13 protein-coding genes are annotated in these 15,305 nt (G+C 43.9%); 10 read left to right on the top strand and 3 right to left on the bottom strand.

Going from position 1 to position 15,305, the window contains the following annotated elements; all coding sequences use genetic code 11:
• Positions 1-405 precede the first annotated feature (405 nt).
• The 9 genes from RMX69_RS03580 to RMX69_RS03540 all read left to right on the top strand — a co-directional run bounded on the left by RMX69_RS03580 (position 406) and on the right by RMX69_RS03540 (position 10,153).
• Positions 406-2,463, top strand: a complete 2,058-nt coding sequence (locus RMX69_RS03580) for a phosphodiester glycosidase family protein (protein WP_322636531.1) — start codon at positions 406-408, stop codon at positions 2,461-2,463.
• Positions 2,464-2,724: 261 nt separating this feature from the next.
• Positions 2,725-3,144 (top strand): cupin domain-containing protein, encoded by a 420-nt coding sequence (locus RMX69_RS03575; protein ID WP_099099760.1) that lies wholly within the window; start codon positions 2,725-2,727, stop codon positions 3,142-3,144.
• Positions 3,145-3,387: 243 nt separating this feature from the next.
• Positions 3,388-3,711 (top strand): HesB/IscA family protein, encoded by a 324-nt coding sequence (locus RMX69_RS03570; protein ID WP_289799891.1) that lies wholly within the window; start codon positions 3,388-3,390, stop codon positions 3,709-3,711.
• Between the two features lie 132 nt (positions 3,712-3,843).
• Entirely contained in the window at positions 3,844-4,227 is a 384-nt protein-coding gene (gene rpsL / locus RMX69_RS03565) for a 30S ribosomal protein S12 (RefSeq protein WP_012410236.1), read from the top strand.
• Positions 4,228-4,815: 588 nt separating this feature from the next.
• Positions 4,816-5,286: a 30S ribosomal protein S7 gene (gene rpsG / locus RMX69_RS03560; RefSeq protein WP_069070112.1), complete on the top strand. Its 471-nt coding sequence runs from the start codon at positions 4,816-4,818 to the stop codon at positions 5,284-5,286.
• A 139-nt stretch (positions 5,287-5,425) separates the two neighbouring features.
• Positions 5,426-7,504 carry an elongation factor G gene (gene fusA / locus RMX69_RS03555; protein WP_289795328.1) on the top strand — a complete coding sequence of 693 codons (2,079 nt, stop codon included), beginning with the start codon at positions 5,426-5,428 and terminating at the stop codon, positions 7,502-7,504.
• A gap of 23 nt (positions 7,505-7,527) precedes the next feature.
• On the top strand, positions 7,528-8,757 hold the full coding sequence (gene tuf / locus RMX69_RS03550; RefSeq protein WP_069070114.1) for an elongation factor Tu: 1,230 nt from the start codon (positions 7,528-7,530) through the stop codon (positions 8,755-8,757).
• A gap of 183 nt (positions 8,758-8,940) precedes the next feature.
• A complete protein-coding gene (gene rpsJ, locus RMX69_RS03545; protein WP_008232935.1) occupies positions 8,941-9,258 on the top strand; it encodes a 30S ribosomal protein S10 in 318 nt (105 codons plus the stop codon).
• A gap of 247 nt (positions 9,259-9,505) precedes the next feature.
• Entirely contained in the window at positions 9,506-10,153 is a 648-nt protein-coding gene (locus RMX69_RS03540; protein ID WP_094349488.1) for an LON peptidase substrate-binding domain-containing protein, read from the top strand.
• A gap of 133 nt (positions 10,154-10,286) precedes the next feature.
• On the opposite strand, the gene pheA is transcribed toward RMX69_RS03540, so the two are convergent.
• Positions 10,287-11,162, bottom strand: coding sequence for a prephenate dehydratase (gene pheA / locus RMX69_RS03535; RefSeq protein WP_289795327.1), 876 nt, complete (start codon positions 11,160-11,162; stop codon positions 10,287-10,289).
• Positions 11,163-11,625: 463 nt separating this feature from the next.
• On the opposite strand from pheA, the gene RMX69_RS03530 reads away from it, so the two are divergent.
• The gene (locus RMX69_RS03530) at positions 11,626-12,213 is read left to right on the top strand and encodes a DUF1997 domain-containing protein (RefSeq protein ID WP_289795326.1); all 588 of its coding nucleotides are present in this window, start codon (positions 11,626-11,628) and stop codon (positions 12,211-12,213) included.
• A 129-nt stretch (positions 12,214-12,342) separates the two neighbouring features.
• Here the strand turns inward: RMX69_RS03530 and RMX69_RS03525 are convergent, their stop codons facing one another.
• Both RMX69_RS03525 and RMX69_RS03520 read right to left on the bottom strand, forming a co-directional pair.
• Positions 12,343-13,002, bottom strand: coding sequence for a ribonuclease HII (locus tag RMX69_RS03525; RefSeq protein WP_322636530.1), 660 nt, complete (start codon positions 13,000-13,002; stop codon positions 12,343-12,345).
• 8 nt (positions 13,003-13,010) lie between these two features.
• Positions 13,011-15,152 carry an Rne/Rng family ribonuclease gene (locus RMX69_RS03520; protein ID WP_289795324.1) on the bottom strand — a complete coding sequence of 714 codons (2,142 nt, stop codon included), beginning with the start codon at positions 15,150-15,152 and terminating at the stop codon, positions 13,011-13,013.
• Positions 15,153-15,305 lie beyond the last annotated feature (153 nt).

The following is a 15,305-nucleotide window of genomic DNA, read 5'->3' as shown; positions in this document are numbered from 1 at the left end:
CGATCCAGCAATAAAATCAGCGTATTACAATATATACCCATTTGACAATTCCCAAATATTGTTGTTGTCTAGAATTTTACCGCTTACCACTTGCCGCATGTATTACTATTAACTAGACATTACTGAAGTAATAACAGTAGCAACCTTCAGCTAGGATTAAATATCTTAATCCAATTTTGATAACCAAAACTACCGTATATAGTGTGGTTAGAATTAGTGGGAGTTAAAAAACTTGATTGCAGTGGCTTTAGCGTCTAAATAAATTAATGTGTTTCTAAAAGAGATAACTAGCCAATATATAGATTAACATATTTATTCAAAAATAAAGTCATGTTTCCTTTATATTTCCAAATAATTGGTTAGTTTAAACCTTGGGTAATAGTTTTCCAAAGCATCTAGTAAATTATGGTAAAAATGCCGAATTGTTGCCAATCAGAGATTAGCGATGGCTCTGCAAACGCCAAGGGCGATCGCAAGTTTTTTCAGGCTACTGTGTCATCAATACTTTTGACAACACTGTGCTTAACTACCACCTATGCTACCAACGCCCAGGAGTCCCCAAAAACCACCAAATCAACACCCAGGTTAATATCACAGTCACCCACACCTCCTTTACCAGGTGTGGCATCCTCTGGTAATCAAATTTCCCTCAATGGTCGTACTTTACCAGGAACTTGGTTACAGCGACCTGGAAAATCGGGACAGGTGACAACCAATATTAGTGATGGGGCATTTAGGCAATTAATTGGAGTAAATTTCTTAAACAGTAGTAATTCAGCGAAGCAACCAATACAGTGGTTTTCGTCGTTGACAAAGCCACTGGTATTAGCCACCAGCCTACTAGGAGCATATCGCTATCTGGATATCACTAATTTTGCTCAAACATCTGGCTGGCAAATTCAAGCTAATGGCAACACTTTGGTGATTGCTACCCCAAAAACACAAATCACAAATATTGTTCAGAGTCAGGAACCTCCAGAAGCGAGTACCCCTTTGCAGCAGTCTCGGATTCTTGTCGATTTAGATCGTCCCACTCCCTGGCAAGTTGTACAAGGGTCAGCGATCGCAAAACCCCAAACTCCATCTTCCGATCCAGATACGCCAACTCCCAAATCTACTGTACCGCCAAATAGACAATGGACAATTACCCTGGATGGAATAGCCGATCCCGTTTTGATAGAACGCTATACTCCCCAGCCACCAGCAGCACCAACATTGCTGCCAAACTTGCTAAAACAATTATTACCAACTACACCAACAGAACTAATACCACCAGCCCCTGAGCCACTGATTCAAAAAGTGGAGGTAGTGAAAAACCAAACGATTATTAGTCTGAGCGTTCCCTTTGGTCTATCGCCTCAAGTTATTACTGTAGATAACCCCAATCGCCTGATTATCAATATTCGACCCGATCCTCTAGAAGAACGGGATATTACTTGGGCCCCAGGATTGCGCTGGCGACAGCATTATGTCAACTTAGGCACACAACGCTTTCCTGTGGTTTGGTTAGAAGTTAATCCTCGCAAATTTGGGCTAACGTTGAAACCTATGTGGGCTAGTCCTGATGGGCTTGCGGGTACTGCTCCCTTAATTCAAACAGCACAACGTTACTTAGCAGTAGCTGGAATTAATGGTGGTTACTTTAACCGTAATAACAAATTGCCATTGGGTGCGATTCGTCGAGATAGTCAATGGTTATCAGGCCCGATTCTTAACCGAGGTGCGATCGCTTGGAATGATTCAGGCCAATTTTACTTTGGTCGTCTCACCTTAGAAGAAACTTTAATCGCAGCAAATGACCAACGCCTACCAATTCTGTTTCTCAACAGTGGTTACGTCCAGAGTGGCATTGCTCGTTACACCACAGCTTGGGGATCAACTTACACACCCCTGACAGATAACGAAATTATCTTAGTGGTACAGAAAGACCAAATTACTAATCAGTTCCCAGGCGGCAAAGTTGGTGTAGCTGCGGTTCCCATTCCCCAGGATGGCTACCTGCTAACTTTACGCGCTAACGCTACTACTGCTGTCTCCCAGCTACCTATTGGAAGCACAGTAAGCATTTCCAGCGCCACTACTCCGACTGATTTTAGTCGTTATCCCCACATTATCGGGGCTGGGCCGCTATTAGTCCAAAATCGTCAAATTGTCCTTGATGCCAAAGGCGAAAAATTCAGCAATGCCTTTATTGCCGAAAAAGCTATTCGTAGCGGTATTTGCACAACGGCAACAGGCACACTAATGATTACTGCTACCCATAATCGTGTCGGCGGTTATGGGCCTAATTTGGCAGAACACGCCCAATTGATGCAACTCATGGGCTGTGTAGATGCCCTAAATTTGGACGGCGGTAGTTCTACCAGCCTTTATTTAGGAGGGCAACTACTCGATCGATCGCCCAGTACCGCTGCTCGTGTTCACAACGGAATTGGTATTTTCCTAAAACCACGAAGAAAATGAGGTAATAGAAAAAAACTCAATCCCCAGTCCCAAATCCCCAGTCACTTTTTAAAGTTTAGAACAAGCTGTCATTTTGCTTGATGAAGACTTGGTGTAGACATCAGAATTTTAGTAGTGATGGTTTACACCATCAGGTTTGATTTTGCTATGTTTATCAAAGTGCGACAAAATTGCTGATTTTCAAGGTTGCAAGATAGCGCCAGATTTTTTATCAATAATTAAGAGTACCAACGGTTTGTTATGTCTTCAAATGAGGTAACTATGGCTCGATATCAAGAAACTACACAGACTGAAACTCTACACCTCCCTCCAACCATAACTTCCAGGGGCGTTGCTGCAACTGAATTACGTCCTTGGGGTGCTTTTACAGTTTTAGAAGAAGGGCGCGGATACAAAATTAAGCGCATCGAAGTTAAGCCTGGACACCGCCTCAGTCTACAAATGCACCATCACCGTAGTGAACATTGGATTGTCGTCTCTGGTACAGCTAGAGTAGTTTGTGGTGAGAAAGAAGTACTACTGAGCAATAATGAATCAACTTACGTACCCCAATGTACATCTCATCGTTTAGAAAATCCTGGCGTGATCCCCTTGGTGTTGATTGAAGTCCAAAATGGCGAATACTTGGGAGAAGATGATATTATTCGCTACCAAGATGACTATGCCCGTACCAAAGATTAAAACCAAAAGAACGCTATTAAAGCTTTAATCCCAAAGCTAATTCGTGTAAACCGTCTTTGTAAACGAACTACTACACCCCAGAAGTCCCTACCTAGTTAAGGTGGGGACTGAAATATGTTAGTGTTATAAATGTAGTAATAGCGATCACGCTCATGCCTTGGGTAATTTGGAATTTTGCACAAGCAAGGGTCAACCTATCTGTAAAATGGAAGATGGGGTATTCAATTGCAAAAAACGAGTTCCATGATTCATCTGAGTCAAGCAGCCGTAAGTGAGATTGGGCGAATAAAGCCCAAGCAGCCAAATCTCTTGTTTCGATTGGCAGTAAAACCAGGTGGTTGTTCCGGGTTCTTTTATGATATGTCCTTCGATGAAGCAATAAAAGTTGACGACCAGGTTTTCGACTTGGATGAGATTCAATTAGTCATAGATGCCACAAGCTTAAATTACCTCAACGGTTTGAGAGTTGATTATTCAGAAGACTTAATGGGTGGTGGTTTTCGCTTCCACAATCCTCTGGCGATCGCTACCTGTGGGTGTGGCAATTCCTTCTCCTTGAGTCCCTAGTGATTGAGCATTAGTCAAAAAACAGATGTTTGATGGCTAAGGAAAAATAACAATTGACATAAAGCCGTAAAAAAAGATATAATCAGGATTTGTTAAAACTTAGACCATAAGCAGCTTTACGCGCTGTAACTCATGCCAACAATACAGCAGCTAATACGAAATGAGCGCGAACAAGCGCGTCAGAAAACCAAGTCCCCTGCTCTGAAACAATGCCCCCAACGTCGGGGAGTTTGTACCAGAGTATACACGACCACACCAAAAAAGCCTAACTCAGCCCTACGCAAAGTAGCAAGAGTCAGACTTACTTCTGGATTTGAAGTCACAGCTTACATTCCAGGCATTGGTCACAACTTACAAGAACACTCAGTTGTGATGATTCGTGGCGGTCGGGTTAAGGATCTACCAGGCGTGAGATACCACATTATCCGTGGCACCCTAGATACAGCCGGAGTCAAAGACCGCAAGCAAGGCCGTTCCAAATATGGAACCAAGCGTCCTAAAGAAGCGAAAAAATAGGATTAGACGATTAATCGCATCCAATACGATTAATCGTCTACCTTAAAAACATTGAAGGGCAAAAGAAGAGCGGCATCTTTGTTCTAACAGTAGTTATGAAGGCTGCTAAAGTCTGTTTCAAAAAATCAAGCAAGCTACATCTACACTAAGCGAGCAAGTGTAGAAGTTCTGAGGAGAAAGCTGTAACTGACAGCGAGTCTCTCATCTGAACATTAAATTTTATAATCTTGTCGCCTTGAGTATTTAGTTGCAGGTAGCAAGTCAAACAATTTTAGATTTTAGACTTCGGCTCCTTTCGACTTCGCTCAAGGCAAGTTGCTCAGTCGAACGATTTGCGATTTTGGATTGGTCAAACCCACAAGGGAATTAGGCTTACAGACTTTTGATTTGTTCAGATCCTTGCGATCGGAATATATACCGAAAACTTTTAATCCAAAATCCAAAATCCAAAATTGGCAGTAAATAAGTCAGCCTTGCTGCAACGGTCGAAAAAAATAGAGGAAGTCTGAGGGTTGGGTTCTACCGCTTTTAGTTTCCAGTGTCTGATAGCATATAATTTCGTTGCCAATTCCGAATTAAAGGTGAAGTATGTCTCGTCGTGGTGTTATTCAAAGGCGCCCAGTTCCGTCTGACTCCGTATATAACAGTCGCCTTGTGAGCATGATTATCAGACGGATCATGCGTCATGGCAAAAAATCACTTGCCGCACGCATTGTTTATGATGCATTAAAAACTATTGAAGAACGCACTGGTGCTGGTGCCTTAGAAACCTTTGAAAGAGCAGTGCGAAATGCCACGCCTTTAGTAGAAGTAAAGGCTCGGCGAGTTGGTGGAGCAACCTACCAAGTACCAATGGAAGTGCGTACAGAACGGGGCACTACTTTAGCACTGCGTTGGTTAGTGCAATATTCTCGGTCTAGACCAGGCCGGACAATGGCCAGCAAACTGGCAAATGAGTTAATGGATGCTGCCAACGAAACTGGCAATGCCATTCGCAAACGCGAAGAAACGCACCGGATGGCGGAAGCTAACAAAGCATTCGCACACTATCGTTACTAAGTAAAAAAGCGATATATCGCCCTCCAGAAGCGGTATATCGTATGATTTACAAAAAGAAGACGGTTTTCCCTAAAAGTATAGAATCTTAACAAAGAGTAATATACAAGATATCATGAGGCAAAAACTATAGGAGGTAGCTGTGGCACGCACGATCCCGCTAGAGAAAGTACGCAACATTGGTATTGCGGCGCATATAGATGCGGGCAAAACAACAACAACAGAGAGAATATTATTTTACTCTGGGATAATTCATAAAATTGGCGAAGTTCACGAAGGAACTGCTGTCACAGACTGGATGGAGCAGGAGCGGGAGCGGGGAATTACCATTACTGCTGCTGCGATCAGTACCAGTTGGAAAGATCATCAAATTAACATTATCGATACTCCGGGTCACGTAGACTTCACAATTGAAGTTGAGCGTTCGATGCGCGTGTTGGATGGTGTAATCGCAGTATTTTGTTCTGTGGGTGGCGTGCAACCGCAGTCTGAGACAGTGTGGCGTCAAGCAGAACGCTACAAAGTTCCTCGGATAGCCTTTATTAACAAGATGGATCGCACCGGAGCGAACTTTTATAAAGTTCACGAGCAAATCCGCGATCGCCTGCGGGCGAATGCGATCGCCATTCAACTACCAATTGGTAGTGAAAACGACTTCCGAGGGATCGTTGACCTAGTACGGCAACGTGCGTATATTTACGCTAATGACCAAGGAACTGATATTCAGGAAACTGATATCCCAGAAGAACTACAAGCGCAGGTAGACGAATTCCGTACCAAGCTCATAGAAGCTGCGGCAGAAACCGATGATGCTCTGATGGCTAAGTACTTCGAGGGCGAAGAACTTACAGAACAGGAAGTTCGGACTGCCCTACGTAAAGGCACAATTGCGGGGACAATTGTACCAGTACTTTGTGGTTCGGCATTCAAAAACAAAGGCGTGCAATTGATGCTGGATGCCGTTGTTGATTACCTCCCAGCGCCAAGTGAAGTACCGCCAATTCAAGGCTTACTGCCCAATGGCGATACTGTTGAGCGGCGGGCTGATGACAACGAACCCCTAGCAGCTCTGGCATTCAAGATTATGGCTGACCCTTACGGTCGGCTGACATTTGTTCGCGTTTATTCTGGTGTCCTGAAGAAGGGCAGCTACGTTCTCAACGCTAGTAAGAATAAAAAAGAACGGATTTCTCGCTTAGTTCTCATGAAGGCAGACGATCGGCAAGATGTCGATGAACTGCGAGCGGGTGATTTGGGAGCAGCTCTGGGATTGAAAGACACCTTGACAGGTGACACGCTCTGTGATGATGGATCGCCAGTAATTCTGGAATCACTATTCATTCCCGAGCCTGTGATCTCGGTAGCGGTTGAACCCAAAACCAAAAACGACATGGACAAGCTGTCCAAGGCTCTGCAATCTCTCTCAGAAGAAGACCCCACCTTCCGTGTCCGCGTCGATCCGGAAACAAACCAAACCGTGATCGCGGGGATGGGAGAGCTACACCTAGAAATTCTAGTAGACCGGATGTTACGAGAATTCAAGGTGGAAGCGAATGTAGGTGCCCCACAAGTAGCTTACCGAGAAACAATTCGGAAAGCTGTAAATAAAGTTGAGGGCAAATTCATCCGCCAAAGTGGTGGTAAAGGTCAATACGGTCACGTTGTGATCAATTTGGAGCCTGGAGAACCCGGTAGTGGCTTTGAATTCGTTTCCAAAATTGCTGGTGGTACAGTACCTAAAGAGTACGTTGGCCCCGCAGAACAAGGAATGAAAGAAAGCTGCGAATCCGGTGTTCTAGCTGGATATCCGTTGATTGACGTTAAAGCGACGCTAATTGATGGGTCATACCACGATGTAGACTCTTCAGAAATGGCTTTCAAAATCGCTGGCTCAATGGCGATGAAAGAGGCTGTACTGAAAGCTTCACCTGTCATCTTAGAGCCTATGATGAAAGTTGAAGTTGAAGTTCCTGAAGACTATATGGGAAACGTCATTGGCGACCTCAACACCCGTCGAGGGCAGATTGAAAGCCAAAGCACCGAAAAGGGACTCGCTAAGGTAACATCCAAAGTTCCACTAGCGAGCATGTTTGGCTACGCCACTGATATCCGGTCAAAAACGCAAGGTCGGGGTACCTTCACGATGGAATTCAGCCACTACGAAGAGGTGCCTCGCAGCGTAGCTGAAACTATCATTGCAAAAAGCAAAGGGAACGCTTAGTTAAAATAAGGAAATGAGCATTCATGGCACGCGCAAAGTTTGAAAGGAATAAACCCCACATTAATATCGGTACAGTTGGCCACGTTGACCACGGTAAAACTACCTTGACAGCAGCCATCACCATGACCTTGGCAGCTATGGGTCAAGCTGTAGCTAAAGGCTACGACCAAATTGATAATGCCCCAGAAGAAAAGGCACGGGGTATTACCATCAATACCGCTCACGTAGAGTATGAAACTGCAAATAGACATTATGCTCACGTAGACTGTCCAGGACACGCTGACTATGTGAAGAACATGATCACCGGTGCTGCACAGATGGACGGAGGTATCCTCGTAGTTGCTGCTACCGATGGTCCTATGCCCCAAACCCGCGAACACATTCTGTTGGCAAAACAGGTTGGTGTTCCTAGTCTGGTTGTCTTCTTGAACAAAGAGGACTTGATGGATGACCCAGAACTCCTGGAACTAGTGGAACTAGAACTGAGAGAACTGTTAAGCAGCTATGATTTCCCTGGTGATGATATCCCTATTATCAAAGGCTCTGGTCTGCAAGCTCTGGAAGCAATGACCAAGAATCCCAAGACCCAACGCGGTGAAAATCCTTGGGTAGACAAAATCTATGAACTGATGGATGCTGTAGATTCTTACATCCCCACTCCTGAGCGGGATGTTGATAAACCTTTCCTGATGGCTGTAGAAGACGTGTTCTCAATCACAGGTCGTGGTACTGTCGCCACTGGTCGGATTGAACGGGGTGTAGTAAAAGTTGGCGATAACGTTGAACTAGTGGGTATCAGAGATACTCGCGCTACTACCGTAACTGGGATTGAAATGTTCAAGAAGAGTCTTGAGCAAGGTATGGCTGGAGATAACGCTGGCGTACTACTCCGGGGTATCCAGAAGGCTGATATTGAACGGGGTATGGTAATTGCCAAACCAGGTTCAATTAAACCTCATAATGAATTTGAAGGTGAAGTGTACGTCCTCACAGAAAAAGAAGGTGGTCGTAAGACTCCATTTTTCGCTGGCTATCGTCCCCAGTTCTACGTGCGGACAACCGATGTAACTGGTACTATCAAAGCCTACACTTCCGATGAAGGCAAAGAAGTAGAAATGGTCATGCCAGGCGATCGCATCAAGATGACAGTAGAATTGATCAACGCGATCGCGATTGAACAAGGAATGCGCTTCGCTATCCGCGAAGGTGGTCGCACCATCGGTGCTGGTGTCGTTTCCAAAATTATCAAGTAGCACCTTTTTGCTCATAACAAAGGAGCAGAGATGGTATTTATTTTGCCTCTCTGCTCCTTTCTCTTCCCTCTATAAATAAGGCAATAGGTTACAGGGGACAGGTAATAGTTTTCTGTAACCGATAACTTGCAACCTTTAACCTGTAAATACTCCCCTAATTACGCAGAACCTGGAAAATTAAAGATGGCAACTCTACAGCAGCAGAAGATTAGAATTCGCTTACAAGCCTTTGACAGGCGCTTATTAGATACATCTTGCGAGAAGATTGTAGACACAGCTAACCGCACCAACGCTACAGCTATAGGCCCAATTCCCTTACCAACAAAACGTCGGATCTATTGTGTGCTGCGATCGCCTCACGTAGATAAAGATTCACGGGAACACTTTGAAACCCGTACTCATCGCCGGATTATTGACATTTACCAGCCCTCTTCTAAGACTATTGATGCCCTGATGAAATTGGATCTACCATCGGGTGTAGATATTGAAGTCAAACTTTAATTTAGTCATTAGTCACTTGTACTGAGCGTAGTCGTTGGCGTAGCCTCTCGTAGAGAAGTATTGGTCATTTGTCATTAGCAAAGGACAAAGGACAAAAGACATTAGTATGAATATTTACACAGCCCTGAAGAAATATATCTCAGGGCTTTTATTTAGCTAGGAAACAAATGATAGAATGTAGATAAAGTACGGGAAAAGCAGAGAAAAAGAAAGAAATTTTAAAGATTAAGTTTATACCAAAGTAACAATGACATCATCTTCTAAAATTGCAGTTCGCGAACTACCTCTGTTCCCGTTACCCGAAGTAGTTCTGTTTCCTACTAGGCCATTACCCCTGCACATCTTTGAATTTCGCTACCGAATCATGATGAATACGATTTTGGAGAGCGATCGCAGGTTCGGTGTTTTGATGTTTGATCCAGTCAAAGGTACAATTGCAAACACTGGTTGCTGTGCCGAAATCATTCATCACCAACGACTGCCAGATGATCGGATCAAAATGATGACTTTAGGGCAGCAAAGATTTCGTGTATTAGAGTATGTTCGTGAAAAGCCATACCGCGTTGGCTTAGTTGAGTGGATTGAAGACCAACCACCGACTAAAGATTTGCGACCTTTATCAACTGAAGTAGAACAACTACTACGAGATGTTGTGCGTCTGTCAGCCAAATTAACCGAACAAAATATCGAATTGCCAGAAGATTTGCCTGATCTACCTACAGAATTATCTTATTGGGTAGCCAGTAACCTTTATGGTGTCGCCGCAGAGCAGCAATTATTATTAGAAATGCAAGATACTGTCACTCGTCTAGAGCGAGAAGCAGAAATTTTAACTTCTACTCGGAATCACTTGGCAGCTCGCGCTGTTCTCAAAGATACATTTAGTGAAAAGTGAGGAGTTAAGAGTTAGGAGTTAGAAGTTAGGAAGAAAAAACAAAAATAAAAGATCGACAACTTATAATTTATATTTCCTGGCTGATAATTTGTAAATCCTAAATGAGAACTCTTAACTGGTAACTCCTAACTTCTTAAGTAACGGTGCCGATCGGTAAAACATTGTAAGCGCCAAGAATTTTCAAAATTTCTGTGTGCATAGTTAATTCTGCTAAAGCAGATTGCATTTGTGCTTCCTTGGCATCCGCTTCTAAATCCATGAAAAACAAGTATTCGCCTAGTGATCGCTTCGTAGGACGAGATTCAATCCGGCTGAGGTTAATCCCTAGTTGAGCAAATATTTGCAAAGGTTTGACTAATGCTCCGGGTGTGTTGGCAGGCATACTAAAAGCCAGCGATGTGTGACTAGCAGGCGCTTTTGTTGCTTGGTATCCAGCGTCCACCTCACCCTGACTTACTACCCAAAAACGAGTAAAGTTTTCTGGATTGTCGTTGATACCACTAGCAAGTATCGGCAGGTTGTAGAGTTGAGCAGCTCTACTAGAAGCGATCGCTGCTGTTGTTGTCTCTTGCTCCAATCGCTGTAGTGCTTCGGTTGTGGAATTGCTGGGAATAATCTGTACAGTTGGGAGAAACCGCTCTAACCATCCCTGACATTGTGCCAAGGCTTGCGGGTGAGAATAAACAGTTTTAATTTTATCTAAATTAGATGCGCAAGAAATTAATGTATGGGCAATGGGTAATACCAAAGCCAACTGAATTCGCAAATTGTCCAACTGCCATAGTGTATCCATTGTTGTAGTCACACTTCCTTCAATAGAATTTTCTACTGGCACAACAGCCAAGTTAGCTTGACCATCAGCAACGGCGTGCAGTGATTGGGGGATGGTGGGATAGGGACATAACCTAGCTTCAACTCCCGTACTTCTAGTTAGCCAGTTGACATAAAAAACAGCTGCTTGCTCTGTGTAAGTGCCGGGAGGTCCTAAATGTGCGATCGATAAAGTCATGCTTTTATATCAAGTTGCGAGTTTAATGCAGAAACAGAGATTATGATATTTTGGTTTGGAAAATATATTCAATACCTACTCTACTAAACACTGTTATTTTTATAATTTATGCACTAAACGGATAGAACGAAATATGTATCCAAGAAAATAAGTGATGGAAAGGAGTCTTTTAGTAGATAGATTTTCTAGCAGTTTTTTGCTAAATCCCTATGAAGATTTAAGAGCAATTATATTGGTTTCTATCCCGGCAAATAAGCATATCATTGATTTTGTGTCAAGACTTAAATCCTAATCTATATTTCCTGAACTAAAGATAGAATGAGCGTACCAACTTTTTGCTAATGATGTATAGCTGATAAGCAATACATCATTTTTATAGTCAATAAATTTTGTACTTTTCTAATAATCAGAACTAAGTTGTTAAAAAATATTAAAATTAAGAAACAGATATTTTTATTAGCTCATGGCTACCCGGTTTACTGCCTCCCAATCGGTTGAAATCGCTGTTCCAGAGCAGCCTATTCCCATTCAGCACTACTTGCGTCAGCCTCAACGCCTAGTTAAGGCTTTGGTTGACAATAGTCGGATTCAGCAGCTTTCTGAAGAAGTATTTCGCTTGAAAATGCGTCCGCTGACTTTTATGTCACTGAGTATTCAACCTACTGTAGACATGAGAGTCTGGGCAGAATCAAATGGAATAATTTATTTGCGATCACTAAACTGTGAAATTTTAGGTTTCGAGTATATTAACCAGCGCTTTGCTCTCAATTTAAAAGGCTATTTGTCTCCCAAAGAGTTTAGCACTGGCACTCGCCTGCAAGGAAAAGCTGATTTAGAAGTGGTGGTGGATTTCCCACCGCCATTTTCCTTTACTCCTAAGCCGATTTTAGAAGCTACTGGCAATGGTTTGCTTAAAAGCGTACTGTTGTCAGTCAAGCAACGGTTATTGAATCAACTTTTGACGGATTATCGTTACTGGGTGATATCACAAACCAAAGACAGAGGACTTGACAGGGATACCACTGAATTCCCAATCCTGAATGCTGAGTAATTATTTTAACAAACAGAATTCAGGAGCCAGAATACCCTTTCAGGGAAGCAAGCTACAGAATTGAATTCTGTAATTAGTGGCACGACTGAATCCCCACTAATTCATTCTGAATTCTGTATTCTTCTTCAATCACTCAACATTCAGACTTTTGATTTGGCAAGGACGAAAAGACTGACGATGCAGAGGCGACGGCCCATATTGTTGCAAAGCCAGCAAATGTCGCTGGCTACCATAACCCTTGTTACACTCCAGGTTGTACATAGGGTATTTTAATGCTAGACGCATTATCAGATTGTCACGCCAAACCTTAGCAACAATACTAGCAGAGGCAATAGTGAGCGATCGCTCGTCTCCTTTAACTATTGTTTGTTGCGGCAATAACAAATCTTTGATTGACTGATTGCCGTCAATCAAGCAAAGTGCAGGCTGTACCTTTAACTTCAGTACAGCCCGCTTCATTGCTAACAGCGTCGCTTGCAAAATATTTATCTTGTCAATTTCGGCAGTAGAAGCAAACCCAATTTTCCAGTCTATAGCCAGCGCACAAATTTGCTGCGCTAGCTCGGTTCTCCGAGAACTAGACAACTTTTTACTGTCTTTGATTTTAGCTGCCATCAGTATAGGCAAAGCGCGATCTGGTAAGATCACTGCTGCCGCCACGACAGGACCAAATAGAGCACCTCGCCCTACTTCATCAACACCTGCAACTAACCCTGGAATCTCTGACAACAAGGTAGAAAACTCCAGCCAAGCGGATTGTTCCAAAGGCGTTGGCGATGTTTCTACCATAAAGCAAATTAATTATCCTCGATCGCTGAGGAACGGCGGCGGCGGCGGCGGCTGGCAGTGGCGCTGCTATTAGCTTCACTTTCATCTGCAATCTCGTTCGCGGCGGCGGCTTTCGCAGACAAGCGTCCCGAAGGATTCACAGTCAACTCCGATGGTTCAGTTGTTTCTTCAATCAAAGATTTTTGTTCTGGCTCAATAACTTTTGGTGTCGGTATTTTGCTGGCAGTTATTTCAGGCGTTGCCTTTTGGGCAATAGTGATTATTTCAGGTGTTGCTTTTTGGACAATAGTTGATTCTGAGGTTGATTCAATTGGGGTCGTTGGCTGTTGACCGGGCTGAATCACATTAATAATTACAGACTTGGTATTTTTCACCTCTTGCTCTAACTTCACCAACGGAGATATTCCCATTAAGGCAAATATATCCTGTTCTTGGAGGCTCATTTCTACAGTTCTAATCTCCGGTGGTTCTACCACTGGTTTAACTGGTTCTGCCTTGATAATTTTAGTGCGCTCTACTCTTTCACTCCAACCTGGTTTACCAAGGGTGGGTGAGGGAATTTCTGGTGCAACTCCTAGTTCTGGTTCTATATCCAGGTCTAAATCTGGCTCGTTAACAAAAGCCAGGGGATTAGGAACAATCCGAGCTTCATCTTTCCCGTTTAACCCATTGACACCAATTCGACTGCGGCGAGTGCGGGTACGGCGCTTATCATTCAGTTCTTGATAACTAGGATGATTGATCAAATTTAAGTTGCTCAATTCCGAGTCGCCGTCAAATGCTTCCCCAAATCCATCGTATGTTTCTCGTGGTTCAGGGGTGCGGGCAGATGGCTGACGTGGTTCTCGGTGAGGTAAGGATACAAAACGTTCGCGCTCTGGTGTCTCTGCCGGTATTGGCAATCGGTTTTCGATTTCTCCAGGCAGACGCACAGTATGTCCTAAACCGCCACAGGTGGGGCAAGTTTCACCAAACAATTCGTAAATATTTTGACCCTGACGTTTGCGGGTCAGTTCTACTAAACCCAGTTCGGTAAGTTGAGCAATCTGGGGACGAGCTTTGTCTGCTTTGAGTGCTTTATTAAAGTGTTCGAGAACTTGTAGCTGGTCACGTCTCGATTCCATATCGATAAAATCAACGACGATCACCCCGGCGATATTTCGCAGACGCAACTGACGAGCAATTTCTGTTGCGGCTTCGCAGTTTGTCCACAAAACTGTTTCTCTAGCTGTTGCCGATCGCGTGAAGGAACCTGAGTTAACATCGATTACGGTTAGTGCTTCCGTCGGCTCGATGATAATATAACCGCCAGAAGGTAGGTCTACCCTTGGTTTCAGGGCTTCTCTAATCGCAGCAGTGATGCGGAAGTATTCTAAAATTGGGGAGCGATCGCGATGATGATCAATCAACAATCCCTGCGGTGTTTGACCGCCACTCCAATTCTGCAAGTACTGTTTGACGCGCTTCAAACCAGTACTGGAATCCACAACAATCCGATTTACATCCGCGCCGTACATATCCCGCAATACGCGCTGAATGAAATCATCATCTCGGTTGAGCAGTGCTGGGGCACGGGTGGAATGCGCTTCCTGCTGGATCGCCTCCCATTGCTTTTGCAGCAATTCCAAATCTTCCATAATCGCTTCTTCGGGTTTGCCTTCTGCTTCTGTACGCACAAGCAAACCCATTCCCGCCGGCTTGACCAAAATCGCCAGCGCTCGCAAGCGGTTGCGCTCACTTTCACTTTTAATCCGTCGGGATAAATTTACGCCCCGACCGTAGGGCATCAGTACTACGTAGCGTCCTGGTAAGGTAATGTTACCCGTGAGCCTGGGACCTTTTGTCCCCGTTGGCTCTTTCATTACTTGCACCAAAACTTTCTGTTGTGGTGCTAGTAGCTCTGTAATTGCCGCTGCGGTACGCTTGAGCTTCAATGGCCCCAAGTCGGTAACGTGAATAAAACCGTTGCGCTCTGGGTCGCCAATATTGACAAAAGCTGCATCTATCCCAGGCAATACGTTTTCTACTACTCCTAAGTAGATATCACCTATTTGATGGTGCCCCGTAGCAACAACGAGTTCCTGTATTTGATCTTCAGAAAAAACCGCAGCAATTTGGTGCTGCTCCGCGATGATAATTTGTTTCGGCATTCAATTTCCTCAAAAATTGGCAGCACTTACAGGTTTGAGGTTTGTTGTATCAAGTCCGGTTAATTACTTAATAATTCAAAACTACTTGCGTCTCCGCGTCAGTTTTAATTACCAGTGTTTTCTCGGTTTGATATTATACTTTTGCTGCCCTCG

This window comes from Nostoc sp. EspVER01, from assembly GCF_034530635.1.
Classification (GTDB): Bacteria; Cyanobacteriota; Cyanobacteriia; order Cyanobacteriales; family Nostocaceae; genus Nostoc.
Note: the sequence above shows the minus strand (reverse complement) of the source record. Positions and strands in the feature narration are given on the sequence as shown.

Bases quoted from the DNA above. Each gene is read 5' to 3' on its own strand.
- RMX69_RS03580 (WP_322636531.1), top strand. From the start codon at position 406: ATGGTAAAAATGCCGAATTGTTGCCAATCAGAGATTAGCGATGGCTCT.
- RMX69_RS03575 (WP_099099760.1), top strand. From the start codon at position 2,725: ATGGCTCGATATCAAGAAACTACACAGACTGAAACTCTACACCTCCCT.
- RMX69_RS03570 (WP_289799891.1), top strand. From the start codon at position 3,388: ATGATTCATCTGAGTCAAGCAGCCGTAAGTGAGATTGGGCGAATAAAG.
- rpsL (WP_012410236.1), top strand. From the start codon at position 3,844: ATGCCAACAATACAGCAGCTAATACGAAATGAGCGCGAACAAGCGCGT.
- rpsG (WP_069070112.1), top strand. From the start codon at position 4,816: ATGTCTCGTCGTGGTGTTATTCAAAGGCGCCCAGTTCCGTCTGACTCC.
- tuf (WP_069070114.1), top strand. From the start codon at position 7,528: ATGGCACGCGCAAAGTTTGAAAGGAATAAACCCCACATTAATATCGGT.
- rpsJ (WP_008232935.1), top strand. From the start codon at position 8,941: ATGGCAACTCTACAGCAGCAGAAGATTAGAATTCGCTTACAAGCCTTT.
- RMX69_RS03540 (WP_094349488.1), top strand. From the start codon at position 9,506: ATGACATCATCTTCTAAAATTGCAGTTCGCGAACTACCTCTGTTCCCG.
- pheA (WP_289795327.1), bottom strand. From the start codon at position 11,162: ATGACTTTATCGATCGCACATTTAGGACCTCCCGGCACTTACACAGAG.
- RMX69_RS03530 (WP_289795326.1), top strand. From the start codon at position 11,626: ATGGCTACCCGGTTTACTGCCTCCCAATCGGTTGAAATCGCTGTTCCA.
- RMX69_RS03525 (WP_322636530.1), bottom strand. From the start codon at position 13,002: ATGGTAGAAACATCGCCAACGCCTTTGGAACAATCCGCTTGGCTGGAG.
- RMX69_RS03520 (WP_289795324.1), bottom strand. From the start codon at position 15,152: ATGCCGAAACAAATTATCATCGCGGAGCAGCACCAAATTGCTGCGGTT.